This is a genomic window from Maribacter chungangensis (assembly GCF_042676845.1).
Classification (GTDB): domain Bacteria; phylum Bacteroidota; class Bacteroidia; order Flavobacteriales; family Flavobacteriaceae; genus Maribacter; species Maribacter chungangensis.
The window spans coordinates 89,440-115,700 of record NZ_JBHTHY010000005.1; the positions used below are offsets into that span (position 1 = coordinate 89,440).

Below are 26,261 nucleotides of genomic sequence, written 5' to 3' on the forward strand. Positions count from 1 at the left end.
ATCTGCCAACCTTGAACATGGAACCTGCCACCTTGAACGTATTTTAAACCCTTCCTTTAAGCGCATTAAAAACCCAGGCGATGGCAAAAAAGCCTATACCTACGGAAGCAAAACCCCACCCCGCAACATCATCATACCTAAACGCGCCAAGTGCAATGAGGGCACAGCCCACACAAATCATTATAAATGTGGCCCAGGCCAACACCGTGTTTTTGTTCATTCCCATGTTCTTTGGTTTTGGTTAGTGGTAATGTCAAATATCGGAAATTTATAAAAACTACATACTATAATTCCAAAGGTTTTATGGCTCAAAAGGAAAATGGATTCCGGCCTCCTCCCTTACGGAATCCAAAAGGGTACAAAGGTCTCTTGTATTCTGATGACTCCATAGGCTACTCTCCAATTTACCTGCCGTAATACAATGGGCTACTTCCGCTATTTCGTGGGTATAGCCTTTCCCCATTTTTCCAAGCGCAATGTGTTCGGATTCACCGTCTTTTACCAAAACGTAGGATTCCGCTTCATGCCATCTTGGGTTTATGAACAGACTCCCGGTACTTCCCGCTATTTCCGCTTTCATTTCAGAATCGCAGGCCAAACTACTAAAAAGTAGGGCTTGGGCATCTTTATATTCGAAAATCATGGAGGTTTGACGCTCTATACCTGTTTTATGAAACTGGGCCTGTGCCGTAATATTTTTGGGCATTCCCAACAATAAGTACGAAAGAAAAATAGGATAAATGCCGATATCCAAAATGGTTCCACCTGCTAAATCCGGATTTAATAGCCTCCCCTTTTCGTCGCGATCCAAACCATAAAAAGCGAAATCCGCTTTTAGATAGGCAAGCTTGCCGATTTCTCCAGCATCTACCAGTTCCTTTACTTTTTTGATAGTCGGATTAAATCGGCTCCATAAGGCTTCCATTAAAAACACCTTGTTTTCCCTTGCTTTATCCAACATCAATGCGACTTCAGCTCCGTTTACACCCATTGGTTTTTCACACAAGACATGCTTCCTACATTCCATCGCCCTTATAGACAGATCGGCATGGGAGGTATGCGGTGTTGCGATGTACACCACATCGACTACATCACTTTGGAACAATTCCCCATAACTGCCAAAAGCATGATCGGCAGCATAGGTTTCCGCAAAATCCTTTGCCTTGGACAAACTTCTTGACGCTACCGCACACAAACGGTTATCTGCCACCAAAGCCAGGTCTTTAGCAAACGTATTCGCAATTTTACCGGCACCAACGATTCCCCAACGTATCATATTCTTAGTTCTATTAAAGGTTTATTCAAATGTACTCAATTTTACTCCTTATCTTTATGGGATAAATTGAAAGAAGTACAATGGATATCAAGTTCAACCAAAATGAAGATGCAAACAAATTACTGCTTTCCGAGCTTAAGAAAAGACTAGCTCAGGTATCCTTAGGAGGAGGAAAAGCTAGAATTGAAAAGCTACATGCCAAGGGAAAAATGACGGCACGCGAACGGATAGATTATCTATTGGATGCAGAAACCGATAGCATAGAGATCGGTGCTTTGGTAGGTGAGGGTATGTACAAAGAGCATGGCGGCTGCCCCTCTGGTGGTGTGGTCATTAAAATGGGATACGTCTCTGGAAAACAGTGCTTGGTGGTTGCCAATGACGCTACGGTAAAAGCGGGTGCCTGGTTTCCCATCACCGCCAAAAAGAATTTACGGGCACAAGAAATTGCGATGGAAAACCGGCTACCGATCATTTATTTGGTAGATAGTGCCGGGGTCTATTTGCCCATGCAGGACGAGATATTTCCCGACAAGGAACATTTTGGACGCATTTTTAGGAACAATGCAAAAATGAGCAGTATGGGCATTACGCAAATATCGGCAGTGATGGGCAGCTGCGTTGCCGGGGGAGCGTATTTGCCCATTATGAGCGATGAGGCGCTTATCGTTGATAAAACAGGTAGTATCTTTTTAGCAGGAAGTTATTTGGTAAAAGCGGCCATTGGCGAAAGTATTGACAACGAAACGTTGGGCGGAGCCACTACCCACTGCGAAATTAGTGGGGTAACAGACTACAAAGCAAAGGATGATGCTGCGGCCTTGGATACCATTAAAAACATCATGGACAAAATTGGCGATTATACCAAAGCCGGTTACAATAGGGCTGCACCGGAAAAACCTAAAGAAAATCCTCAGGATATCTACGGGATCCTGCCCGCATCTAGAGCTGAGCAATATGATATGATGGAAATCATTAAGAGACTCGTGGACAATTCAAAATTTGAAGCGTATAAAGACGGGTACGGTCAAAGTATCCTCACCGGCTACGCTAGGATAGACGGTTGGGCGGTAGGCATTGTTGCCAATCAGCGCAAAGTGGTGAAAACCAAAAAAGGGGAAATGCAGTTCGGTGGGGTTATTTATTCCGACTCGGCAGACAAGGCTACCCGATTTATTGCAAATTGCAACCAGAAAAAAATTCCTTTGGTCTTTTTACAGGACGTTACCGGCTTTATGGTAGGTAGTAAAAGTGAGCATGGTGGTATCATTAAGGACGGTGCCAAAATGGTAAACGCAGTAAGCAATTCTGTTGTCCCCAAGTTTACTATTGTTATTGGCAATAGCTACGGGGCAGGTAATTATGCCATGTGCGGTAAAGCTTATGACCCTAGGTTCATTGTAGCATGGCCGAGCGCCGAACTTGCCGTAATGAGCGGTAATTCCGCTGCAAAAGTGTTACTACAGATAGAAACGGCTTCCTTAAAAAAACGAGGAGAGAAAATTACGGAGGAAAAAGAAAAAGAACTGTTCGATAAAATAAAGCAGCGATACGACAATCAGGTCTCTCCCTATTATGCAGCTGCCAGATTATGGACAGACGCTTTGATAGACCCTTTGGATACACGAAAGTGGATTTCCATGGGTATTTCCGCGGCAAATCATGCGCCAATTGAAAAGCCTTTTAATTTGGGGGTTTTACAGGTATGAGGGATGTATCATTTATCACTTTCCAACTTTAAAATAGCGTTAGCGAATTTTTGGTTCTGAACTTCCATAATCATTTTCTTATAGCCGCTTTTGGTAAATAGAATTATATCTTTTTTATCTGCCTCTATGCTATACCTACCACTTTCGTCGGTCTGTACTGTTTCCTTTGTGCGCTGGTTCTGAACCGTTACATTAGCGATCATCTTCCCTCGAAAAATAGCAAAACCAGATAGGGTAGGTTTTTTTAATCTTACCCTTTCAACTTTCTTCTCATATCGCTCCGCTTTTTTTTGTTTAACATAAGGTGATGTTTCCATATAAAAAGCCATGTGCAAATCACTTAAGAATTCCCACTCCCCTTGGCTGGCATATTTTCTGAAAGATGCCCCCTCTCTGCCCGAGGCTGCCAAAACCAACCCTAACTTTTGGACGCCAAACACTTTGACTATTTCCAATGAAACAAAAAAATCATCCTCTACAAATACTTCATATTCGTTCAAATCAACCGTAATAATATTTTTTCCGTTTGGAACGGTATGCAATATATTTTTCTGACTTTTATTCAAGTTTGCCCCTGGCGCACCCAGCAAACCTCCAGCAGTATCGTAAATATTTACCCGAACCAACAAACTATCCGAGGGATTTTCCCAAACCTCAAATTCCAAACTATTTAGCATCCTTGGCCCCGAACGTACACTAAACAGTGTAGCAAGCTCACCTCCCAAAGCCATGTCCTTGTTCCAATATCCAAAATTACGCTCCCCATAATTTCGGTACCCTACAAATTCAGTGATGGGAACAAGGGCATCACTATATAGAAAGACTTCCTCCAATTGTATGTCGGAGGGCTGCATTACAATTTTTGGGAAATCTTCATCCGCCACCTTGATCTGCCCAATAGGAATTTTAATGGTTTCATACCCTAGAGAGGATATCTGAACAATATCTTCTTTTTTAAATTTCTGGGTATCGATTACCAAGTAAAAACGGCCGGTCTCATCTGTAACCGTGCCAAACCCTTTATCAACGATTCCTATATTTACATAAGGTAAAGGTTCTTGTGTTTTGGCGTCTACAATTCTTCCGGTGTAGTTTAATTGCGCTTGCGAACTATATATAGTAAACAACAGTAGGCTTAAAAAGGATAATCGCATATTTAGTTTTATTTACTTTGACACTAATCCGGAAACGCTCTGCACTTTAAACAATTCCTGATTCACATTTTTTAAGTTCAGCTTAAACACCTTAATTTCCTTGCGCTGTGAAATCTTGCCGTAGTTATAATAAACGGTGGCCTTTAAATACGTAGGCGTTAAGCTTTTGTTCCCTAAATAGTTGACGTTAACCTGCCATGTACCTGGCAAGGAACCGTCTATGAGCTCTTCCATAACATTGTACCCAAAGGCTTTCTCCCTGGCAATGGATTCTGCGTTGTCCGCAAGGCTATGTTTCCAAATATGGTACTGCTTTTCCGGGTTTACGAACTGTAGCTCGAACTCCGCCTCGCCGTCGTTCCATTCGAAAACGAGCCTTGTCCCGTCAAAATCCTCCTGGGCTATAAACAGTTTGTTTCGTTTCCCCGATTCTAAAACGGCATCTTTCTCCAACGCAAGTAGGTTGTTGAACTCCCGATCCATAATGGGTCCAAACCCTGTCGTATCTAGTTCCATAAAACCCTGTTGCTGCAAATAATTATATCTAAGATGAAGGGATGCCGATTTTTCTGGACTACCCATTTCTCGGTAGCTTTTTGCCATATCCAGATAGCTCTGCGCATAATTGGGCCGCAACAGAAATATTTCCTTGTATACATCGTTTGCTTTTTTATTTTGGCCCTGCTCCTGATATTGGTAAGCAAGTGCTTTTAGCAATACAGGATTTTCTGCATAAGGCGTAAAATGATTAGTTATAATATCCTCTCCAATATCGACCCTGTCCCACTCCTTCGTAAAATAGGCCTGTGAATCCAAGAAGAAATAAGGAGAATTGGAATGGGTGTTAGCCAATTCTTTAAATTTAGCTTGCGCAGCTTCAAAAGATTCACTGGCATAGAGTTCCTTTTTATAGGTTGGCCAATTTTTTTTAATTGCTTCACTATCCAAGGCATCGTCCTTGTAGAAATTATTGCGGAGTTTAGCCTTATCCACAAAACCTTTAGAGGTCCTATTCCCAGAATTTGTATTTATCACTACAACAGCGCCCTGCCCAATGCTTCCATAAGACGTGGTTAAAGATAAATTACCTAAAATCGTTATTCTGTCTATACTGTTCACATCAAGCCATAATGGTGCATCTTGTACAATTAATCCATCGATATCGTAAATAGCCGTATTACCCCTTACTGTAACCCCACCCCCCTTGAAACAATCTCCAAAGACGGTGACAGCTGGCCAGCGACCATTTACGAGTTCCAAAATACATAAAGCAGCTATTGACAGGTCTTCTCTCTTCATAATCTGCAACCTACCGGGAGCAGCATCCGCGTGGAGATAACCAAATGCAGTTCTTATGATTTTGGGGTCTTCATTATAGTCTGCCTCCAGATCTTTCTGCGATTTGCGTCTGCTTTGCGTCACTACAACCTCATCTAGTTCTTTAACATCAGGTATCATTATAGGGTTCAAGATGCGTGTTACATCCTCTACCAGAATACGCACGGTTTTCATACCCATGTAAGAGAACTGCAGTTCGTCTCCGGTGGCCACTGGTATCCTGTAAAAACCATCTTTATCGGTTATTGTTGCCGTGTTCGTGTTTAAAACGGTAACGGTAACATTCTCCATTGGCGCTTTACCATCGGATACCTTTCCACTTAGCGTTCTTTGCTCTTGTGCCTGTGCGACATGAATGGCCAAAATACAACAGATGAATACCACTATTCTCTTTCCCATAACTTTATAATCCTTCATTTGTGCTTAACATTAACAGCTGCATTTGGTTCTATTTTGAAACAATGGCCGGGCTACTTACCAACTTGAACAACTCCTGATTCACATTTTTTAAGCTCAGCTTAAACACCTTGACCTCCTTACGCTGTGAAATCTTGCCGTAGTTATAATAAACGGTGGCCTTTAAATACGTGGGCGTCAAACTCTTGTTCCCTAAATATTTTACGTTTACCTGCCAGGTGCCGGGCAAGGAACCGTCTATGAGCTCTTCCACAACATTGTACCCAAAGGCTTTCTCCCTGGCAATGGATTCTGCATTGTCCGCAAGGCTATGCTTCCAGGTATGGAACTGCTTTCCAGGATTTACGAACTGTAGCTCGAACTCCGCCTCGCCATCGTTCCATTCAAAAACTACACGGGTACCGTCAAAATCGTTTTTGGCCACAAACAGTTTATTCTGTTTCCTTTTCTCCACGACCGCATCCTTCTCCAAAGCCAAAAGGTTGTTGAACTCCCTGTCCATTATCTTGCCAATACCAATGGTATCCTGCTCCATAAACCCCTGATCTACCAGGTAACCGTAACGTGCGTGCAGGGATGCCGCCTTTTCCGGACTACCGGTCTCCCTGTAGCTACGGGCCATATCCAAGTAGCTTTGCGCGTAATTGGGCCGCAATAGGAATATTTCCTTGTACACATCATTGGCCCTTTCGTATTGGCCTTGGTCTTGGTATTGATATGCAAGTGCCTTTAACAATACCGGATTATCTTCGTATAAACCAAAATAACTGGCAATAATCTCCTCACCAAGGTCTGCCCTATCCCACTCTTCCGTAAAATAAGCTTGGGCATCCAGTAAAAAATAGGGAGTATTGGCATACGTTGCCACCAAATCCTTAAATTTTTCTTGGGCTGCTTCTACCGAAACACTGGCGTATAATTCCTTTTTATAGCTTGGCCAGTTACTACGGACAGTCTGTTCTTGTAAGGAATCATCTTTATAATAGTTATTGCGCAAACGGGCACGGTCTACCAATTTATTTCGGAAAGAGTTTCCTGCAACGGTATTGATCACCACAATCCCTCCTGAACCTAAACCTCCATACTTTACGGATTCCGCTAAAGAAAAAATTACTGCAATCCTTTTTATGTTATTTACGTCCAACCAAATGGGAGTTTGAGTCAAAATCATCCCGTCAACGTCCCATACAGCGAGATTGTTGCCAAAAAGAGTAGACATCCCCCTAGTGGTGACCCCGCCACCACCTAAACAATCACCGGTAACACCTAAAGCTGGAAAACGAGTGCGAAGCAAATCTAATACGCAAGGAGTCGCAGGTATAATATCATCTTCATTTAGAATCTGTATCCTACCAGCTGAACTCTGCGCATGAACATAGCCAAAAGCCGTTCTGACAATATTGGGATCCTCTTCATACTCATATTCCAAATCTTTCTGTGATTTTCTCCTACTCTTTGTTACCACGACCTCATCCAGTTCGTTCACGTCGGGAACCATGATAGGATTTAGAATGCGCGTAACGTCCTCTATTTGAATGGTCATGGTCTTCATACCCATGTAGGAGAACTGCAGTTCGTCTCCGGTTGCAATGGGCAAACGGTAAAATCCGTCCTTATCGGTGGCCGTTGTCGTATTCGTGTTTAATATCGTAACGGTAACGTTCTCCATTGGGGCATTGCCGTCCGACACCTTTCCGCTAATTGTTCTTTCTACTTGCGCCTGTACCAGATTAAAAACTGATAAACATAGGACCAATGTTGCTAATTTCTTTACCATATTGTTGTTTTTATGTTCATAACTTGCGTGCGTTACAAACGATTATACAAATGAATTACTTCGTTGCCAATCCTGAAACACTTTGCACTTTAAACAGTTCTTGATTCACATTTTTTAAGCTCAGCTTAAACACCTTGACCTCCTTACGCTGTGAAATCTTGCCGTAGTTATAATAAACGGTGGCCTTTAAATACGTGGGCGTCAAACTCTTGTTCCCCAAATACTTCACGTTTACCTGCCATGTGCCGGGCAAGGAACCGTCTATGAGCTCTTCCACAACATTGTACCCAAAGGCTTTCTCCCCGGCAATGGATTCTGCGTTGTCCGCAAGGCTATGTTTCCAGGTATGGTACTGCTTTCCAGGATTTACGAACTGTAGCTCGAACTCCGCCTCGCCATCGTTCCACTCAAAGACCAACCGTGTGCCGTCAAAATCGTTTTCTGCCACGTACACCTTGTTTTGCGCTCCCGGTTCCAGTACGGCATCCTTCTCCAAGGCCAAAAGGTTGTTGAACTCCCGTTCCATGATCGGACCGAAAACGGTGGTATCCTGATCCATAAAACCCTCCTCCAACAAATAGTCGTAACGTGCATGCAGGGAAGCGGCCTTGGCTATACTACCTACCTCGCGATAGCTACGAGCCACATCCAAGTAGCTTTGCGCGTAATTGGGCCGCAATAGGAATATTTCCTTGTACACATCATTGGCTCTTTTATATTGTCCTTGGGCTTGGTATTGATATGCAAGTGCCTTTAACAATACCGGATTGGTATCGTAAATACCAAAATAATCCTCGATGATATCGGCTCCGATATCGGCCCTGTCCCACTGCTGCGTGAAATAGGCCTGTGAATCCAACAGAAAATATGGGGAATTGGAATACGTGCGCATCAATTCCTTGAATTTGGCCCGGGCGGCCTCCAATGATGTGCTCGCATACAGTTCTTTTTTATACCCCGGCCAATTGTTGCGGACCTCATTATCCGCCAAGGAATCATCGTTATAATAGTTATTTCGCAAACGGGCGCGGTCTATTATTTTGTTCCGAAATGAATTACCGGCCACGGTATTGATAACTACGATTCCTCCAGAACCTAGAGATCCGTATCTTACTCCGGTACCTAATGAAGGTAGGACTGCGATTCTTTTTATATTATTTACGTCCAACCAGATAGGGGTTTGCTGCAGAATCATACCATCCACATCCCATACCACGGAATTATTCCCAAACACCGACGATAAACCTCGGCTTGTTATGAAACCGCCACCAAAACAATTCCCAGATACACCAAGTCCCGGAAATCGCATACGTATCAAATCCAATACACAGGGAGTAACGGGTATCATATCTTTCTCATTTAGAATCCGGACATGGCCTACAGAATATTGCGCATGAATATATCCATAGGCAGTTCGAATGATATTGGGGTCTATTGCATACTCGTATTCCAAATCTTTTTGTGACTTTCGCCTACTTTTGGTCACCACTACCTCATCCAGTTCGTTCACATCGGGCACCATGATAGGGTTTAGAATGCGCGTAACGTCCTCTATTTGAATGGTCATGGTTTTCATACCCATGTAGGAGAACTGTAGTTCATCTCCGGTTGCAATAGGCAAACGGTAAAATCCGTCCTTATCGGTGGCCGTTGTCGTATTCGTGTTTAATATAGATACGGTAACGTTCTCCATAGGCGCCTTGCCGTCCGACACCTTTCCGCTAATTGTTCTTTCTACCTGCGCCTGTACAAAGCCAAAACCGAGCAAACATACTATGAGGGTTATAATCTTTCTTACCATACTAATTAATTTTAAGCATATAACTTCTCAGCTACACACGGTTAATATTGTATCGACTATTTAGCGGCCAATCCAGCGACACTGCTGACCTTAAATAGTTCTTGATTTACGTTCTTTAAACTCAACTTAAATACTTTAACCTCTTTTCTTTGTGCGTTGGTGCCATAATTATAATACACCGTTGCTTTTAAATAGGTTGGCGTTAAGCTCTTGTTCCCAAGATAGGTTACGTTTATCTGCCAATTACCTGGTAGGGAACCATCTATAAGCTCCTCCATCACATTAAAACCGAATACTTTTTCGCGTGATATTAATTCTTCATTATCGGCCAAACTATGTTTCCATGTGTAGAACTGTTTTCCAGGATTCACGAACTGTAGCTCAAACTCGGCCTCGCCATCGTTCCATTCAAAAACGACCCTTGACCCTTGAAAATCTTCCTTAGCCACAAATACCTTGTTATGTTTTCCCTTGTCAACAACTGCATCCTTTTCCAAGGCAAGCAGGTTATTGAATTCCCGTTCCATTATCGGAGCAAAACCTGCGGTGTCTATTTCCATAAAGCCCTGGTCTTGTAAATAAGCATATCTAGCATGAATGGAGGCAGATTGAACGGGACTGTCTATTTCCCTATAACTCCTTGCCATATCCAAATAGCTCTGCGCGTAATTGGGCCTTAAAAGAAATATTTCCTTGTATATTTCATTTGCTTTTTTGAATTGTCCTTGCACTTGGTATTGATATGCAAGTGCTTTTAATAGTACGGGATTCTCCTTGTACGACCCAAAATGCTGCGCAATAATGTTGTCTCCTACATCTGTTCTGTCCCATTTTTCAGCGAAATAATGCTGTGCATCCAAAACAAAATAAGGTGAATTGGAGTTTATGGCCTGTAGCTCTTTGAACTTTGCCTCTGCCGCTGCAACCGAAGTACTGGCGTACAAGTCTTTTTTATATGATGGCCAATTTTTTTTGATGTCCTCGCGAGTAAGTGCATCACCCTTATAAAAGTTGTTACGTAACTTTGCTTGGTCAACAACTTCTTTGTTGGCCAGATTACCGGAAAAGGTATTGATCACAATTACCCCACCCGAAGCAATGGAACCATAACGCGTTGTATTTGCAAAATTATTCAACACCGCTACACGTTTTACGTTACCTAAATCTACCCAAATTGGTATTTGAGTGAAAATTTGGCCATCCACGTCAAAAATAGCAGGTTGCGGATTTTCAATAGCAGAAACACCTCTTATAAAAATTCCGCCGTTTAAAAATGAGACTCCAGGTAATCTTCCGTTTACTACCAAGTTGATGATGTCACCATTTACCATAGTAATCTCATCTTCCTGTATAAATGCAATTCGACCGGACGAACGCTCGGCATCCAAATAGCCATAGGCGGTTTTTATAATGTTCTCCCTTAGGCTATACTGTTCCTCTATATTTTTTTGCGACAGTCTTTTGCTACTTTGCACAACTACCTCGTCCAACTCATTTACATCCAAAATCATAACAGGATTTAAAATGCGGGTAACGTCTTCTACACGAATACTTATGGTCTTCATACCCATATAGGTATAGGTAATAACATCGCCAGTTTCCGCCTCTATACTGTATTTTCCCTCTGTGTCGGAAAAAGTGGCGCTATCCGTGTTCATTACATTAATTTGTACATTGGATAAAGGTGCGTTACCGTCCGATATCGTTCCCGAAATCTTACGAACATCCTGGGCCAAGATAGAAACGGTGCTCAAAGCAGCACAAACAAAAACTAACATATTATTTTTCATAGCTTATTTGGTTTTATTTTCTTCTTTAAAGTACAAAACAATTTTAACAGATTAACTTATTTTAACAAATATTAACCATAATTCTCGCTTTTTCAATAGTTTTACTATTACAAAGTATGTATTATTAATAAGGTAAAAACTACTATTAACCTATTTAACGCTGAGATAGGCATAAATAAATACTGCTACATGTACTGTTTAGTATGCATACTCTTCGCGATAACATACCACAAAAATCATTCCTAAATAATAACACATACTACACTAGCAGCGCAACTTAAAACCGACCTCCGTAGTTAAAGAATAGAACATGGCAGCTATTTCCTATAATAAGAGGTAATGCCTGTGTAGGCTGAACAATTACTATATGCAAGTAGGTTTACACGTGGGTAGTACGATGCACTGATTGCAGCATACTCCTGTTTTATGACAAAGTGTGGTTTTCTTTGACCTTATCCTTGTTAAAAAAATATAGTCCAAATATTAAGAAGATATAAACTGTCCCTGGTATTATCCTTTATATTAGTTCTAGACTTCCTCAATCCCATGTAGACAAGAGTTTAAACATTGACTGGGCACATCTTGAAGCTCCGGAAACTTGAAAATAAAATATTATGGATTACCAAACATCCTATCCTAATAGTCAACTTGCCAAACTATTTCTGCTAGTCGCCCCCCTAATTCCCTTGATATCCTTTTACCCTAGGCACCAATAACAATTCGGTCTGTCTTCCGTTAACATATCTAAAACCGTTCTCGCCATAATAGCCGGCTTCCTCTAGCATTATTCGAATATCCTTGTTCCATTCCGGAACAGTAATGGTAGTATTCAATTCAATCGCATATACGGTATTGGGGTTTAAGGGATAATTCTCCCCATCATCTTTCATAACGCCACCCTGGGAATCCCACATACCAATGGTGGTTCCTGCGGAATGGCCATAAGACCCTAGGGGATGCGTATAGATCGAAGGTCGTAACCCAGCAGCTTTAGCCTCGGAGAGGGCTTTGGCCAGAATTTCATTTCCCGTTCTTCCCTTTATCATATTTGTAGTGAGAAAATCCTGCACCCTATTCCCATCCTTTAATCCGTTTACAAGAAAATCAGGAGCCTTGGTCTCTTCCGGTTTTAAGACATAGGCCAGTTCTTGGCAATCTGTATTCAATCGCAAGTAGGAAATCCCAAAATCGCAATGTAAAAGGTCTCCTGGCATTATGATCATGGCATCGGGTTTGTCGGCAAAAGAGTAAAAACCGGCATCATTTTCGTTACTGGTACGCTGCACATCTACCGTGGGATGAAACCAAGTTTCCAAGCCCATATCCGTCACTTTTTGACGCATCCACCAAACAACATCGGTAGTCTTTGTTACACCGGGCGTAATTACTTTTTCTGAAAAGGCCTCGGCAATAATGTCATGGGTAATATCTACCAATTGGTCAAATATAACCATTTCACGAGCTGTGCGTGTCTCTATCCAACGCACAGCCAATTGTTCTGCCGACACCACTTTGGAGCGCATTTTTTTTGGGAGATTGGCCATAAACTCCTCGTAATCGGTCTTGTTTAAACCGTCGGCAATATTATGGTCTTTTGAAAAATTGAGTCCGATCGTATTCGGATTCCGTTCTTCGATCAACTGCATTAAACGTTTCCACTGGTCGGGCTCCTTTTCCTTGTCCCAAGCAGAGATGATGTTATCCCCCACATTATACCGCGCTACAGCCAATTTTTCAATAGTGTTTTTTGCCTTGTCCCTATAGAATAATAATATCGTGCGCCTTCTGGCATTTAACCAAGTGGATGGCAACATGGTTCTTAGTACGGGATCCTCGTTATATTCCCTAGAAATAACGATCCACATATCTATACCGGTATTATCCATTAATTCCGGCAATAAATTATTAAAACGATCTTCCAAGATCTCATCCACTACCCTAGCCCTTTCTTGTTCGGGCAGAATTTGTTGTGCATTAAGATTGATGGTTACAAGAACTACGATTAAGCGCAAAAGGTTTTTCATCTTAGGTATATTTACTGGATGAAAATACAATATTTTAGTGCTTTCCCATAGCCAAATGCTGAAGTTTAAAACAAAATCATCTAAATCTGAGAGAAACCTCGGCGGCAGGATTGTTGGACACGGTAACACTTTCTATGTCGGCCGGATTCAACGTATTTAAAATAGACGCATCATATCTGACTCCATCTACAAAAACCACCGTATTATCAGTACCGCGCATCTTAATGTTTGATCTACGATTTGCGTTCCCGTACGTTACTTGAACGCCCGGCACATTCGCACTGATGTTATTATAAATTTCCTGTTGCACTATCCAGTTACGGTTTTCTGCGGTGTACACCTTAAAAGGGGTTTTGGTGTACGATGATTCTATGGGTATGCCAATAACCGAACAAGAAAGCTTTCCTTGTAGCAACTCCGTAACTTCTGGGTTGGGTATATGTTGATCATGACTAGGAACAACTAAGGGCCTAGGTATAATTTCCAACTTAGGTTCTTGTGCAAACGAATTCCCGCTCATCAAAAGAATTGCCGCTATGATGCTATATTTTTTCATATTGATTTGTTTCTATTTAGAGACAAAGCTAGAGCAATCATTAATACCTGAACATACAAAATTAGGGAACGCGGGCTTTGAACGCGTGAAAGCTAGGTAGTAAGCAAACCCAATGTTTTTGACCTATGTATTTTACCTGTCTCAGTTTCCAAAAATTTAGGCAAAACCAAGATTTGTTTTGGAATTTGATACTTGGAAAGTCCTTCCGCTGAGTTCAACAGTTTTTGTATCTCCGCTGCATCAACCGTACCTTCTACGACCAGCACTAATTTTTCACCCAGTACTTCATCAGCCAGACCGGCAACAAAGAATCGGCCAGATATTAGATTTGATAATACGGCTTCGATTTGCTCTGGAATCAGTTTGATACCTCCGGAATTAATGACATTATCATACCTGCCCAGCCACCTAAATTCGGTCTCGGACAACACCTCCACTAAATCGTTGGTTATAATAGCATCATCCGCGACTTTTGGCGCATCAATAACCAGACATCCTCTAGTGTCCTTTGAAATGCCAACATCTGGCACAAGGGTAAATACATTTAATTTATCAAAATCTATTTCGTCCAAACGATTCACCGGTTTAACTGCGATATGGGTTACGGTCTCCGTCATCCCGTACGTCTCATATATTTTAGTGCGTTTATGGGCCACCTCATTTTTTAGTCCTTGGGAAAAGGGAGCGCCACCAACGATCAAACAACCTATGCAGTCTATGAAATCCAAAGTATTTCTAAGCTGCATAGGCACCATGGCAGCGAAATCATAGTGCTTATGTTTTGAATAAATAGGTGTTGATGTAGGAGCAACACAGGTTAACCGGAGTCCGAGTACCATGGCGCGCACCAACATCATTTTACCGGCAATAAAATGCGTTGGCAGGCAATGTAAGGCAGTGTTACCAGCTTCCAGACCAAAGAACTCGCCCGTTGCCAAGGCAGAATGGACCATCTGTTTCTTTTTGATCGTTATCGCTTTTGGCGTGCCGGTGGAGCCAGAAGTCCGCACGGTTATACGAGGTGCGGTAGCGAACCAGTCCAAAAGAAAATCACCGATACTTTTCTCATGCGCCTCACCTTCTTTTACAAGGGTATAGGCATGTTCTATAAGCGCCTCCGTTGTATAGGAGCAGCCGTTCAACTGAAATTTGGGATGTAAATGTATCGTCTTCACTTAGCCCATTTGTTCGGATTTAAACGCTTCTTCGGTAAGCACTTTTCCTGTCAGCTTTTCTTTCCAGTTTTTCCAGCCATACATTTGGGAGAATACCAATAAAAGCAAGGGGAAAACCACAAAAACCGGAATTAAAACATCCCAGCCCAGCACCGGATCGGAAACATCACGGTACACCGAATTCGTTTGAAAAGCCGTCCAATCTGCCGTTACCAATAAAGCCGCGGTTAGGTTATTGGCCGCATGGAAACCCAATGCCAGCTCCAGACCATCGTCCATAAGGGTGATTATACCCAAAAAGAACCCTGTACCTATATAGTAAACGAGTATACCGTAACCGATTTTCTCAACCTCCGGATTAAAAATATGCATGAGACCGAATAGCAAAGATGTAAACACCAAAGGGAACCACCTATTTTTAATCGCAACACCGATGCCCTGCATTAAATATCCTCTAATAAAATATTCCTCCATACTTGTCTGCAGGGGGATCATAATGATAGCAATTAGCGCCAAAAATAAAAATGGTTCCAACTTAAAATTATACTCATAATCCTCGGGAGCCAAATACATATCTAAAAAGATAAAGAGAACCGTTATGAATGCCCAAAGTATAAAGGCAAAAAGTACTCTAGACCAATCTGTTTTCTTTCGGGCCGTAGTAAGGGAGTTAATGGACTGCTTGTGCACAAATTTTACAAAAAGCAATAGAAATACAAGGCCTATTGCAAAGGTCAGCAACATATAAAAGAGAAAATCATTGGAACCCAAGGCATTGGACAGTACGCCCATGTCGCCACTAGCCAATACGGCAATTGAATCTGTTTTTAAAAACAATGCCAAAATTAAGGGAATAGCTCCTAATACCTGCCATCCAAAAAAAACAACAATAACACCTACAACATAACGCCACCCCTCGCTCAACCCCCTATACGCCTGCTCTATAAACATAAATCTTTAATTAAATTAGCTTTCCAACTCTTAGCTTGGTCGTAAAAAATCCCTCCGTTGGAGACCGTTAACGGGCTATCAAAATTGTTGGTAAACAAGCCGCCCGTACCCAAACCTTGCGGCAACGGATTTTTTAAGGTGGCTGTCCATTGTGCAATAGCGTTGAGCCCTATGTTACTTTCCAAGGCACTTGTCACCCACCATCCAATATTCAACTCTTTCGCTATTGCGATCCATTGCTCACTTCCTTGAAAACCACCTACCAAACTTGGTTTCAGGATAATATATTGCGGTCGTATTTGTTGTAACAAATCTCGCTTTTCAACTCCGTCCGTTATACCGATAAGTTCTTCGTCCAAGGCTATGGGCAAAGGTGTTTCCTGGCACAACAGCTTCATATCTTGCCATTGCCCTTGCCTTATGGGCTGTTCTATGGAATGTAAGTCTAACTGTGACAATATATTCAACTTTTCCAAAGCTTCGCCAGGAGAAAACGCACCGTTAGCATCTACACGAAGCTCTATTTTATCTTTGTCAAAGTTGTTTCTAATGGAAGTTAACAAGGCCACTTCTGCATTAAAGTCAATAGCACCTATCTTCATTTTAATACATCTAAAACCTTGTTCCAATTTTTGCTGTACTTGAACTTTCATAAACTCAATATCCCCCATCCAGACAAGACCGTTTATTTCAATCGGATGTTTCGATGCTATAAAGTTCGAAGGGAAAAGTTCAAAGGGATTTTGTGCAGACAGAGACAACAGAGCCTGCTCCAGACCAAATTGTATACTTGGATATTTTTGCAAAGATCGAAGTAGGATGCCCTTCTCCTTATTTATGTTGGACACAAGCCATCTTAAGCGGTCTTCGTAGTCCGGTACATCATCCATACTCAAGCCTCTGAAAATTCCACATTCTCCGATGCCAAAACGACCGTTTTCCTCCAGAATTAAAAACCAGGTTTCCTTTGTTCTTAATATTCCCCGGGATGTGCCACTGGGATTCTTAAAATTTAGTATATACTTTTTGTAGCTTGCTTTCATACAACCGTATAAATTTAGGTATATTTTAAGTCTTTAATGGAAATAGAAGCAAAGGATGAAGGAAAAAATTATTTGGATTACCGGAGCATCCTCCGGAATTGGAGAAGCTTTGGCATATCAGCTTAATAAAAATGGAAACAAACTCATAGTATCCGCAAGAAGAAAAGAGGCATTGGAACTCGTAAGACTAAACTGTGAATTTCCGGAGAAGGTTGCCATTCTTCCTTTGGATCTTTCCGATTTTGATGCACTCCCCCACATTGCCGAACAAGCAATTGCAATACATGGGAAAATTGATGTACTGATCAATAATGGAGGTATTAGCCAGCGTTCGTTAATAGCGGAAACTAAATTTGAAGTTTTTAAAAAGATGATAGACGTTAACTACCTGGGAACAATACAACTAACCAATGCGCTATTGCCGCATTTTATTACCGAAAAACAAGGGCATTTTGTTACCGTGACCAGTTTAATGGGTAAGTTTGGATCGCCCTACCGTTCCGGATACTGCGGAGCCAAGCATGCCCTTCACGGTTTCTTTGATGTCTTGCGTATGGAACATGAAAAAGACAATATAGACGTTACGCTTATCTGTCCTGGATTTATTCAAACCAATGTTGCTAAAAATGCACTGACAGCTGACGGGAGCGCACAAGAAAAACAAGATGAAGCTACAGCAAATGGACTACCGGTAGCAACCTGTGCAAAACGGATTATACGCGCTATGGACAAAAAGAAATTCGAAGCCTATATTGGTGGTAAAGAAATTTTTGCGATATATCTCAAAAGAATAGTTCCAAAACTTTTGCACAGCGTAGTTTTAAAAAGTGCCGTGCGCTAAACCCTATTTAAAATTAAACCAAAAACGAACCCCATCCGAGGTCCTATCTGTATTTAAGTTGGTCTGCAATTGATTTGCCAACCTGTTCATTAAGCGTATACCCATAGAGGAATTTGCACGTTCCTCGGTATCTTCCGGAAGCCCTACCCCATTATCGGTATACTCAAAAAACCCTTCCTGTCCATTTATTTTCCGTAAATGGATATATATTTTGCCGTTATCCTCATCGTTAGGAAAGGCGTACTTAAAAGAGTTGGAGACCAGTTCATTAAGTATTAAACCAAATGGGATAGCACGATCAATATCCAATTCCACCCCTTCTGCATCAATAGTGATATTAATATTATGCCCCCCCTTCTTATAAACCGACTGCACACTATTAATAAGGCTTTCTATGTAGCCCTGCATTTCAATTACCGACAAATCATCGTTTTGGTATAGCTTCTGATGAATTAGTGCCATTGCCTTAACCCTACTCTTACCTTCTTCCAAAGCTGCAATTGCGGCCTTGCTTCTTGTGTTTTTGGTCTGCAAGCTAAGTAAGCTAGACACCATCTGCAGATTATTTTTTACACGGTGATGTATCTCCTTTAACAAGGAGTCTTTTTCTACCAGCGAATTTTCTATAATGTGCTTTTGCTCGGCAATGAGCCTTTGGTTCTTAATACTCTTTAAATAAGCATATACCAAACCTGCGAAACCAAGTAAGGTAAACACTAGTGAAATAAAGACTAAACTGATACTCTTATCCTTTTCGATAATATCTATTCGGGATTTTTCAAGCGCCAGTTTTTGCTTTTCCAACATACTTCTGGAGTTTTCCAAATTTTGGTTAAGCACCGCAGTAAGTTGCTGATTGATAATCTTAGAGTCATTTTCTTCAATAGAATCCCTTATCCGTACATTACGTTTTAAATATTCATTAGCTGTTTTATAATCTTCCGTTCTATCATAAAGCGCCGCTGAAATTCTATTCTTTTTAATAATATTGGCAGCCTTTTTGGGCTCATCTATTTGAATTAAGTAATCCGTAACTTTGTCATAATCCCCCAATTGCAAATAACAACCGGCCAACTCCAAGGCGTTTTCAATTAAATCCGAGGAGAATTTACCTTTATTGTATTCGTTAATTGTCGCTACACTTTCTTCCAAAAAAGGAATGGCCTTTTTATAGTCCTTGTCCAACACATGACACTTCCCAATATTCCCTAATATCTTCCCTTTTAAAACATGGGCGGCAACCAGCTCTTGTTCGCTTCTATCCTCAAGGATATCGTTAAAATAGACATCCATAAAAGCATTTGCCTTTTTGAAATACGTTAAGGCAGTTGGTACCGATTTGTCCAATCGAAGATAGTTTCCGACATTGTTGTTATAAACGGCCTTTTCATAAAAATCACTCTCGTCAATAAGGTTTTTTTGTTCCGCTATGTAATCCTTCATAGCCTTACGATATTGTCCTAGATTGGAATAAATATCATAAAACATAATGTTTTCGGTTAGCCCTAGTTCTCGCTTGTTACTTCGTATTTCAAATTGTCTTTCATATAGTTCTAGTTTGGAATAATTGGTATCCATTAAATCCAAAATAATGGTCTTCGTATCCAAATTAAAACGATCTAACTCATCGTAAAGACTTTTTGTAATGGCCAAGCTTTTCTCATAGTCCCCTAAATCATAATAAATTTGGGACTGTATCAATTGGTAATCGACTACAGCTAAGGAATCATTGGTTTTTTGTGCAGTATTAAGGTAAACATTAACGGAATCCAACCAATCGTAGGCGGAATTTTTAGCATATCGATTTTGTGTTTCGAAAAAGAATTTGGACCGCTCCTTACCACCTTGTAGCTCCTTGAATGTTTTAAAGAAGTCATTCTCTTGAGAAACAACATCTTGAGAATGCAAGACGCCACCGAAAAGAAGGGCGAACAAAATTGTTACTGTCCTCAAATAAACAACTATTTTCATATCATATACAAGACTGCACCAAACATAAGGATATTCCTTGGTTTTGTTATTTTTTTGTTGTGATGCAAATTTCATAAAAAGCACTAACAGGCATTCTTGGAAGACAATACGTAAGTTTAACCCTCCAATTTTACCTAATACCTCGTCTAAAATTAAATTAATAAAATCAAAATATAAATCTAAACATCTATATTTCAAATACTTAAATATTATTCCAAATAATTATTGTTCCTGTTATGGCACACCATATTTTACCTAAGCAAAAATATGATAAACCGCCGCATGTGTTACCATATTGTTGTGTAAGTAGTAAATTCTGTTGTGAGCGGCACTAATCCGAAAACATTAAATCAAATCCGTAAAGTAACAACTGAACTTAGTACCTAAACAAAGTACTTATACCATTTCCCAATTGAAAAAAAGCCGATACATCGTCTCTTTTCACATCCTACTTCAAAATAAAAATAAGCGGTAGCTAGGCTATGCCTGATTTATCTTTTTAGCAGGCCAAAAAAACAATTCAATTTCTTTGGCTGAATTTCAAACGCGAACCGGTATTACTTCGTTTTAGTGATGGTAATGTTACAAAAGAAAGTAAACTACCTTGGGGCAAGCCCACGAGGCATTACATAAGAAAACGATATTTAATTTCGAAGCAAGCCTCGAATCATCAAACCCTTTGGCGGTGCCAATGAAAAATGGATTCGAATCCTATGAGGGTTTGGGAAGAAAACCAGTAAAAAATATTACCAAAGGCCTAGAGCAACCAGTCCAATGGCCGGAAGGTTTACACGTGGTTTATGATGGATAAGGTTTGAAAAACAGGTTACGAATTCATTGCCGAAATAATAAACTCCTTAAAATCCTTAGAAATCGGAATTAAGGTATTGTTGATCATGATGTCCTTAGAATTAATTGCATCTATATGGTCTACGTTAACAATATAGGATTTATGTGCGCGGTAAAACTTGTTCTTGGGAAGTTTTTCCAAATAATCCTTTAACGGAGATCTTACCAAAAACTTCTTGTCCGCAGTATTCACCTCCAAGTAAACATTATCCGCTTTAATAAAATGGATATCACCAAACTGAATCCTATAATAAAGGTGTTGCTTTTTTACAAAAATAGAATCCTTTAAAATAGAATTGGACATTGCCACATTATCCTCTGATTCATCCCCGCCCACTTTGGAATCTTTAGTGGCGGCTTGCTTTCCATAAATAAAATTCGACAGTGCTATCTCTATGGAAGTATAGAGATCTTGTTGTTCAAAAGGCTTTACCAAATAACCGTTGGGCTTTACCGTTTTGGCATTTTCTACGGTAGCCCTGTCCGAGTTGGAAGTAACGAATATGAAAGGAATGTCATAATTCTCCCGAATATGTTTGCCCAAGTCTATCCCTGTTTTATCCGAGGCCAAAATTATATCTATCAAAACAAGATCTACCTGCTGTGATTTTAATACCTCAATAGCTTGCTCGTAAACGATGACGTTATCCACTATTTCATAGCCAATTTCCTCCAACATCGACTGCATATCATCTGCAATGATGACATTGTCCTCAACTATGAGTATTTTAATAGCTTGTTCCAAAGTTATTTATGGTTTAGATGGTTGACATTCAAAATTACAAAAAATAAATATAACTAAAATAAAATAGGATAGCCAATAGGAAGGTACTCAATGCTAATTTTTTAAGTTCTGGATCCAATAGTTGTGGACTCCCTGTTTTACTTACAAACCTTAAATGAATAAAAATTGGGACGTAAGCAACCAGACAAATAAATTGAACATACTTGTCAAAAGTAAAAACAATAAATACGCCAGTACAAACAAATGATAGCATCAACAGCAACGTGTGGTACAATTTTCCTTTTGCAAAACCCATTTTAACGACCACGGTATTCTTACCAGCAAGTCTATCCGACTCCACATCCCTTAAATTATTGAGATTAAGGACCCCAACGCTTAATAAGCCAATACTGATCGCTGGTAGCAAAGCAACCAAAGGAATGGTCTTAATGTACAAAAACATACTCCCCAATACCCCTACCAAACCAAAGAAAACAAAAACAAAAATATCTCCCAATCCTCTATATCCATAGGCTGAATCACCAACCGTATACTTTATTGCGGCCCAAATGCTAAATCCCCCTAAAAATAAAAATAAAATACCCCAGTATACATTATCGTGTCCAAAGGAAACATATAATAAACATAGTACAAGGATTAGGTTGATTGCAACGGAAACCATAATCCCATTTTTAAGTGCCTTACGCGTCAATAGGCCACTCTGCAGGACCCTTTTGGGCCCTATCCTATTATCGTTATCGGTACCCTTAACACCGTCACCATAGTCATTGGCAAAATTTGAAGTCACCTGAAAACCAATGGTCGTTAGGATAGCGATAAAAAATATAGTATTGTTTATTTGACCGTACATGCTTGCCATAGCCGTACCTACCAAAATTCCCGAAACGGAAAGGGGAAGTGTTCTTGGTCTGGCAGCATTGAGCCAAACTTTAAATGCAGTCACTAGTACGGGTCCTCTATTTGAAGTCGTTTACCTTCTTTATAAGAAGCAACAAAAGCATCCTCAAAGCCCAAATCTACCAATTGCTTTCTAAAGGACTGTGCCTCTGCCAGCGTTTCAAAATTACCAAGAGAATAGGAATAGAAAGGATTTGTTTTTACAAAAAGGGTATTCGTAAGCGCTTCGGAAGCCAAGGTAATATTATTGTCTACAAAGGACTTTACCTGAACAGAATAAATTTTCTCCTTCTCCAAAAACTCTTTTGCCAAATAAAACTCCTTTACCAGACTTAACTCTGCGTTCTGTACTTTTAAATTATCAATTCGTGTTTTGATGGCATCCAAACTATCAATGGACACCAATAAATTATTATTCTGCCTTTCGTAGTTGTTACCCATGCTCCAGCCTGTAGCCATGGAACCAACGGCCAAGCCACCGATTAAAAAAAACATGGTTACACCTGCAAAAATATTGCGTTGGATCTTACTTCTCTTAAGCTCTTTGTTCTTGTACTTAATTTGATCCAATAAACGTTCATTGATAATCTGGGCCTTATCAACGTCTTTATGAAGTTCCAATAAATCACTTTCTTCTATAAACGGCATCCGAAGTTGTTTTAAGACTAAACTAATTAAATGTAAGCAAAATATAAATGTATAGTTGAAATTTTTCGCTTATTCTGTAAAAATAAACGTTCCAACGCAGTACACCAACAAAAATACCATGAATTACCACGCATAAAACTGAAATCCAAGCCTTTGAGAATTCAATTGTACGCGAATCAGTCTTCTAGTAAACGAACACCATTACCTTCTAGCTGGATCTTTCTAGCCTTGTACAAGGTACCCAAGCCTTTTTTGAAGGTTTTTTTGCTCATTTGCATCACATCCCTTATTTCGTCGGGGCTAGATTTGTCGTGTAGTCCCAAAAATCCGCCTTGTTCTTTAATTACACTATAAATCTTGTTTGCCGCCGGCTCCAATACCCTACTTCCCAAAGGCTGTAGGGAAATGTCTATTTTATTATCCTTTCTAATAGTCTTTACACAACCTGGTAGTACATCCCCTATGTTAATTGTTTTAAACACTTCGTTGAAATATACCAGACCTTTGTGCTTTTCGTTTACTATTACCTCCCAACCTAGATCGGTTTGTCTGGTTACCACCAAATCCACTTCGTCCCATTCCCTAAATTCCAAGTTGTCGTTACTTAAGAATTTATCCAACTTATTGGAGGCTACCAACCTACCGCTGCGGTTATCCAAATAACAGTGCACTACGTACCATTGGCCCTCTTTCATCTTTTCCCGTTGCTCCCTAAAGGGAACCAAAAGATGTTTTTCCAGGCCCCACTGCATAAAAGCGCCAAATTCATTAATTTCGGCTACTTGCAGCAACCGAAACTCCCCTAACATAATATAGGGTTCCAAGGTAGTGGCAACAGGGCGTTCATCATAATCCAAGTAACAAAACACCTCAAGGGTCTGTCCTATCTCATAACCTTCCGGAACATATTTATTGGGCAATAGCACATCGTTGCCTTCTTCGTCCCCTAAAAAAAGCCCTACACTGGTATCCCTTAGGATTTCTAACGTATTTTTTTTACCTAACTCGATCATGCTACAAAATTACATTTAATATTCCGCAAGACCACAATATCAATACTTAAGTTATTTCGGAAACTAAAAAAGCTGTTTCCGAGGAAACAGCTTTTTAACTCCTATATTTTTTTTACTAGTAAATGGATGCCTTATCAAAATGCTTGCACAACATATAATAAACTACAGCTCTATGCTTGTTCTTATTAGAGGACCCATATTTATCCATAACGGTTTTAATGGCATCCATTAGCTTTGGGCTATCGTCCATACCTAGTTTTTTAATAAGATAATTGTTCTTTACCGTTTCTAGCTCTTTCTCGTCACCACCAGAAACCTTAGACGCATCCAAATTATAAATAGATGGGCCTAAACCAATCGTTACTTTTGTTAGTAAATCCATATCCGCGCTTTCACCGAACTTGTCTTTAATGTCCGCAGCGTACTTTTGAATCAAATCATCACGTTTACTCATAATTTTTAGTGTTAATTATTAATAGTTAATAGCCCTCTAAGATATAAAATGAAAGTAATCCATCAAAATTTTATTATTCAATAATCTGGGGGTGTGAATTTCGAGTAATATAGGAGTTTCGGAACCCTCAAAAAATCCCGTCAATCCTTCTTGTAAGGAAGTATCGTCCGCCGCACTACGGTAATCAAATCCAAACATTTTACAAAGGGCAGAAGCATTTAGCTCATGTTTTGTTTCAAAAAAACGTTCAAAATTTTCTGAATCTTCTTTCCCGGGTAATATTCTAAAAATTCCCCCTCCGCTATTATTTACCAGTATAATCCTAAAATCCTTTCTGATGTAATTATTCCACAAAGCGTTACTGTCGTAGAAAAAACTTAAATCCCCTGTAATTAATAGGGTTGGGTTTTTGTTATACATCGATGCTCCAATCGCCGTAGATGTACTTCCATCGATACCACTGGTACCTCTATTACAAAATACCTGAACCGATTCGTCTATATCAAATAGTTGAGCATACCTAACGGTAGAACTATTTGCTAGCTGTAACTGATACTTCCCCGGAATATGACTGAGAACCGAGTTAAAAACAGTAAAATCGGAAAATGGAACTTGCTTTAAGTAGGTCGTCCTTTTTTCCAAATACCCTAATCTTATAGTATTCCAAAAAGCAAAGTATGTACTTTCTTGGTAATTATGTTCCGAATAAAACTCACTTAATACGCTATTAATAGGTCTCTTTATGTGACTATCCAAACAAAAAAAAGTGTCGTTCGCACGTTTTTCACCAACATGCCAATGGTATTTTGGACCATACTCGCGTAGAAAAGCCTTAATTTTTTTTGATACGATAAGTCCTCCAAACGTTAGTAATATTTCTGGCTGTAAACTTCTAAATAGTGCTCCTTTATTTTCGGACAATTCTATGGGCGCCACCAACGCATCTATACTATTAAAGAAATTGGGATGATGAAGGTTAGAGGTGCACTCAGTGAATACCATTACCGAAGGGTCCGACGCCAAGGCATCCAATAAACCTTGCTCCACCAGATCGGGATCGTTTACGCCCACCAATACCATTTTACGAGATGCGTTGCGCCAAATTTCCTTGAAGGAATCCAGTGCAATTGCGCACCTTTTTTTCTCGGGCAAAAAATCAGATATTGGGGACACTGTAGCCTCGTCAACGAAATTGTACAAAGGCTCTTCGAACGGAACGTTTATATGAATAGGCAGAAATTCTTGCTGCGCAACTTGTAACGCACGCTGTAGCTCCACATCATTAAATCCTTGTATTTGCTCCTGTAAAGCGTTTATTTCCTTATCCTCCAACCATTGGGGCCTGTAGCGTAAGATGCGGTCCGTTGCATGTGAAACATCTTGCTTTAGGTTAGCGGAATATCCAATATGCCTGTGAAATACATCATCCTGTCTAATGGTCTGTCCGTCACCGACATCAATTTTATAGGAAGGTCTATCGGCAGAGATAACCACCAATGGTATTTCGCTATAAAACGCTTCAGTAACCGCTGGGTAGTAGTTCAGCAAAGCGCTCCCCGATGTACATACAACTGCTACGGGCTTTTTAAGGTTCTGTGCCATGCCCAAGGCAAAAAAGGCCGCACAACGTTCGTCCACAATACTATAACAGGTAAAAAACGAATCCTCTGAAAAAGAAATCGTCAACGGGGCATTTCTGGAACCGGGCGAGATAACAATATTTGAAATACCGTTTTTCTTACATTGAGCTACTACGGTCTGCGCTAAGGGAATGGAAGAATATTTCATGCGGTACAAAAATACGACCTGTTGCCAACTTAACCCAATGCTTG

The 26,261-nt window shown here is 40.3% G+C and carries 21 protein-coding genes; 2 read left to right on the forward strand and 19 right to left on the reverse strand.

Annotation, left to right across the window (positions count from 1 at the left end):
* Positions 1–43: 43 nt before the first annotated feature.
* Positions 44–226 carry a CAL67264 family membrane protein gene (locus tag ACFQZJ_RS07960; RefSeq protein ID WP_027076178.1) on the reverse strand — a complete coding sequence of 61 codons (183 nt, stop codon included), beginning with the start codon at positions 224–226 and terminating at the stop codon, positions 44–46.
* A 75-nt stretch (positions 227–301) separates the two neighbouring features.
* A complete protein-coding gene (locus ACFQZJ_RS07965) occupies positions 302–1,276 on the reverse strand; it encodes a Gfo/Idh/MocA family protein (protein WP_379933684.1) in 975 nt (324 codons plus the stop codon).
* An 80-nt stretch (positions 1,277–1,356) separates the two neighbouring features.
* On the opposite strand from ACFQZJ_RS07965, the gene ACFQZJ_RS07970 reads away from it, so the two are divergent.
* Positions 1,357–2,985, forward strand: a complete 1,629-nt coding sequence (locus tag ACFQZJ_RS07970) for an acyl-CoA carboxylase subunit beta (RefSeq protein WP_379933686.1) — start codon at positions 1,357–1,359, stop codon at positions 2,983–2,985.
* Between the two features lie 8 nt (positions 2,986–2,993).
* Here ACFQZJ_RS07970 and ACFQZJ_RS07975 read toward each other — a convergent pair whose 3' ends face one another.
* The 10 genes from ACFQZJ_RS07975 to ACFQZJ_RS08020 all read right to left on the reverse strand — a co-directional run bounded on the left by ACFQZJ_RS07975 (position 2,994) and on the right by ACFQZJ_RS08020 (position 17,011).
* Positions 2,994–4,139 (reverse strand): carboxypeptidase-like regulatory domain-containing protein, encoded by a 1,146-nt coding sequence (locus tag ACFQZJ_RS07975; RefSeq protein WP_379933687.1) that lies wholly within the window; start codon positions 4,137–4,139, stop codon positions 2,994–2,996.
* Positions 4,140–4,151: 12 nt separating this feature from the next.
* Positions 4,152–5,894: a carboxypeptidase-like regulatory domain-containing protein gene (locus ACFQZJ_RS07980; RefSeq protein ID WP_379933688.1), complete on the reverse strand. Its 1,743-nt coding sequence runs from the start codon at positions 5,892–5,894 to the stop codon at positions 4,152–4,154.
* Between the two features lie 31 nt (positions 5,895–5,925).
* Positions 5,926–7,671 (reverse strand): carboxypeptidase-like regulatory domain-containing protein, encoded by a 1,746-nt coding sequence (locus ACFQZJ_RS07985; RefSeq protein WP_379933689.1) that lies wholly within the window; start codon positions 7,669–7,671, stop codon positions 5,926–5,928.
* Positions 7,672–7,726: 55 nt separating this feature from the next.
* Positions 7,727–9,472 (reverse strand): carboxypeptidase-like regulatory domain-containing protein, encoded by a 1,746-nt coding sequence (locus ACFQZJ_RS07990; protein ID WP_379933690.1) that lies wholly within the window; start codon positions 9,470–9,472, stop codon positions 7,727–7,729.
* A 56-nt stretch (positions 9,473–9,528) separates the two neighbouring features.
* The gene (locus ACFQZJ_RS07995) at positions 9,529–11,262 is read right to left on the reverse strand and encodes a carboxypeptidase-like regulatory domain-containing protein (RefSeq protein ID WP_379933692.1); all 1,734 of its coding nucleotides are present in this window, start codon (positions 11,260–11,262) and stop codon (positions 9,529–9,531) included.
* 677 nt (positions 11,263–11,939) lie between these two features.
* The gene (locus ACFQZJ_RS08000) at positions 11,940–13,286 is read right to left on the reverse strand and encodes a M24 family metallopeptidase (RefSeq protein ID WP_379933693.1); all 1,347 of its coding nucleotides are present in this window, start codon (positions 13,284–13,286) and stop codon (positions 11,940–11,942) included.
* A 76-nt stretch (positions 13,287–13,362) separates the two neighbouring features.
* Entirely contained in the window at positions 13,363–13,842 is a 480-nt protein-coding gene (locus tag ACFQZJ_RS08005; RefSeq protein WP_379933694.1) for a TonB-dependent receptor plug domain-containing protein, read from the reverse strand.
* A 92-nt stretch (positions 13,843–13,934) separates the two neighbouring features.
* Positions 13,935–15,017, reverse strand: a complete 1,083-nt coding sequence (locus tag ACFQZJ_RS08010; protein ID WP_379933695.1) for an AMP-binding protein — start codon at positions 15,015–15,017, stop codon at positions 13,935–13,937.
* Entirely contained in the window at positions 15,018–15,968 is a 951-nt protein-coding gene (locus tag ACFQZJ_RS08015) for a CPBP family intramembrane glutamic endopeptidase (protein WP_379933696.1), read from the reverse strand.
* Positions 15,959–17,011: an o-succinylbenzoate synthase gene (locus tag ACFQZJ_RS08020; RefSeq protein ID WP_379933698.1), complete on the reverse strand. Its 1,053-nt coding sequence runs from the start codon at positions 17,009–17,011 to the stop codon at positions 15,959–15,961. The genes ACFQZJ_RS08015 and ACFQZJ_RS08020 overlap by 10 nt, the downstream gene beginning before the upstream one ends.
* 55 nt (positions 17,012–17,066) lie before the next feature.
* Between ACFQZJ_RS08020 and ACFQZJ_RS08025 the strand changes: the two genes are divergently transcribed.
* The gene (locus tag ACFQZJ_RS08025; RefSeq protein ID WP_379933699.1) at positions 17,067–17,852 is read left to right on the forward strand and encodes an SDR family oxidoreductase; all 786 of its coding nucleotides are present in this window, start codon (positions 17,067–17,069) and stop codon (positions 17,850–17,852) included.
* Positions 17,853–17,855: 3 nt separating this feature from the next.
* Here ACFQZJ_RS08025 and ACFQZJ_RS08030 read toward each other — a convergent pair whose 3' ends face one another.
* The 7 genes from ACFQZJ_RS08030 to menD all read right to left on the reverse strand — a co-directional run bounded on the left by ACFQZJ_RS08030 (position 17,856) and on the right by menD (position 26,217).
* The gene (locus tag ACFQZJ_RS08030) at positions 17,856–19,805 is read right to left on the reverse strand and encodes a sensor histidine kinase (RefSeq protein ID WP_379933700.1); all 1,950 of its coding nucleotides are present in this window, start codon (positions 19,803–19,805) and stop codon (positions 17,856–17,858) included.
* Between the two features lie 844 nt (positions 19,806–20,649).
* On the reverse strand, positions 20,650–21,417 hold the full coding sequence (locus ACFQZJ_RS08035; protein WP_379933701.1) for a LytR/AlgR family response regulator transcription factor: 768 nt from the start codon (positions 21,415–21,417) through the stop codon (positions 20,650–20,652).
* A 34-nt stretch (positions 21,418–21,451) separates the two neighbouring features.
* Complete coding sequence (menA, locus tag ACFQZJ_RS08040; RefSeq protein ID WP_379933702.1) at positions 21,452–22,360, reverse strand: 1,4-dihydroxy-2-naphthoate octaprenyltransferase; 909 nt, start codon at positions 22,358–22,360, stop codon at positions 21,452–21,454.
* A complete protein-coding gene (locus ACFQZJ_RS08045; RefSeq protein WP_379933703.1) occupies positions 22,360–22,962 on the reverse strand; it encodes an SPOR domain-containing protein in 603 nt (200 codons plus the stop codon). The genes menA and ACFQZJ_RS08045 overlap by 1 nt, the downstream gene beginning before the upstream one ends.
* 176 nt (positions 22,963–23,138) lie before the next feature.
* On the reverse strand, positions 23,139–23,975 hold the full coding sequence (locus tag ACFQZJ_RS08050) for a CvfB family protein (protein ID WP_379933704.1): 837 nt from the start codon (positions 23,973–23,975) through the stop codon (positions 23,139–23,141).
* A 115-nt stretch (positions 23,976–24,090) separates the two neighbouring features.
* On the reverse strand, positions 24,091–24,429 hold the full coding sequence (locus ACFQZJ_RS08055) for a DUF2853 family protein (RefSeq protein WP_379933705.1): 339 nt from the start codon (positions 24,427–24,429) through the stop codon (positions 24,091–24,093).
* 36 nt (positions 24,430–24,465) lie between these two features.
* Positions 24,466–26,217 (reverse strand): 2-succinyl-5-enolpyruvyl-6-hydroxy-3-cyclohexene-1-carboxylic-acid synthase, encoded by a 1,752-nt coding sequence (gene menD / locus ACFQZJ_RS08060; protein WP_379933706.1) that lies wholly within the window; start codon positions 26,215–26,217, stop codon positions 24,466–24,468.
* Between the last annotated feature and the right edge of the window lie 44 nt (positions 26,218–26,261).

Excerpts from the sequence above, each read along its gene's own strand:
- ACFQZJ_RS07960 (WP_027076178.1), bottom strand. The coding sequence starts at position 226 with ATGGGAATGAACAAAAACACGGTGTTGGCCTGGGCCACATTTATAATG.
- ACFQZJ_RS07965 (WP_379933684.1), bottom strand. The coding sequence starts at position 1,276 with ATGATACGTTGGGGAATCGTTGGTGCCGGTAAAATTGCGAATACGTTT.
- ACFQZJ_RS07970 (WP_379933686.1), top strand. The coding sequence starts at position 1,357 with ATGGATATCAAGTTCAACCAAAATGAAGATGCAAACAAATTACTGCTT.
- ACFQZJ_RS07975 (WP_379933687.1), bottom strand. The coding sequence starts at position 4,139 with ATGCGATTATCCTTTTTAAGCCTACTGTTGTTTACTATATATAGTTCG.
- ACFQZJ_RS07980 (WP_379933688.1), bottom strand. The coding sequence starts at position 5,894 with ATGAAGGATTATAAAGTTATGGGAAAGAGAATAGTGGTATTCATCTGT.
- ACFQZJ_RS07985 (WP_379933689.1), bottom strand. The coding sequence starts at position 7,671 with ATGGTAAAGAAATTAGCAACATTGGTCCTATGTTTATCAGTTTTTAAT.
- ACFQZJ_RS07990 (WP_379933690.1), bottom strand. The coding sequence starts at position 9,472 with ATGGTAAGAAAGATTATAACCCTCATAGTATGTTTGCTCGGTTTTGGC.
- ACFQZJ_RS07995 (WP_379933692.1), bottom strand. The coding sequence starts at position 11,262 with ATGAAAAATAATATGTTAGTTTTTGTTTGTGCTGCTTTGAGCACCGTT.
- ACFQZJ_RS08000 (WP_379933693.1), bottom strand. The coding sequence starts at position 13,286 with ATGAAAAACCTTTTGCGCTTAATCGTAGTTCTTGTAACCATCAATCTT.
- ACFQZJ_RS08005 (WP_379933694.1), bottom strand. The coding sequence starts at position 13,842 with ATGAAAAAATATAGCATCATAGCGGCAATTCTTTTGATGAGCGGGAAT.
- ACFQZJ_RS08015 (WP_379933696.1), bottom strand. The coding sequence starts at position 15,968 with ATGTTTATAGAGCAGGCGTATAGGGGGTTGAGCGAGGGGTGGCGTTAT.
- ACFQZJ_RS08020 (WP_379933698.1), bottom strand. The coding sequence starts at position 17,011 with ATGAAAGCAAGCTACAAAAAGTATATACTAAATTTTAAGAATCCCAGT.
- ACFQZJ_RS08025 (WP_379933699.1), top strand. The coding sequence starts at position 17,067 with ATGAAGGAAAAAATTATTTGGATTACCGGAGCATCCTCCGGAATTGGA.
- ACFQZJ_RS08045 (WP_379933703.1), bottom strand. The coding sequence starts at position 22,962 with ATGCCGTTTATAGAAGAAAGTGATTTATTGGAACTTCATAAAGACGTT.
- ACFQZJ_RS08050 (WP_379933704.1), bottom strand. The coding sequence starts at position 23,975 with ATGATCGAGTTAGGTAAAAAAAATACGTTAGAAATCCTAAGGGATACC.
- ACFQZJ_RS08055 (WP_379933705.1), bottom strand. The coding sequence starts at position 24,429 with ATGAGTAAACGTGATGATTTGATTCAAAAGTACGCTGCGGACATTAAA.
- menD (WP_379933706.1), bottom strand. The coding sequence starts at position 26,217 with ATGAAATATTCTTCCATTCCCTTAGCGCAGACCGTAGTAGCTCAATGT.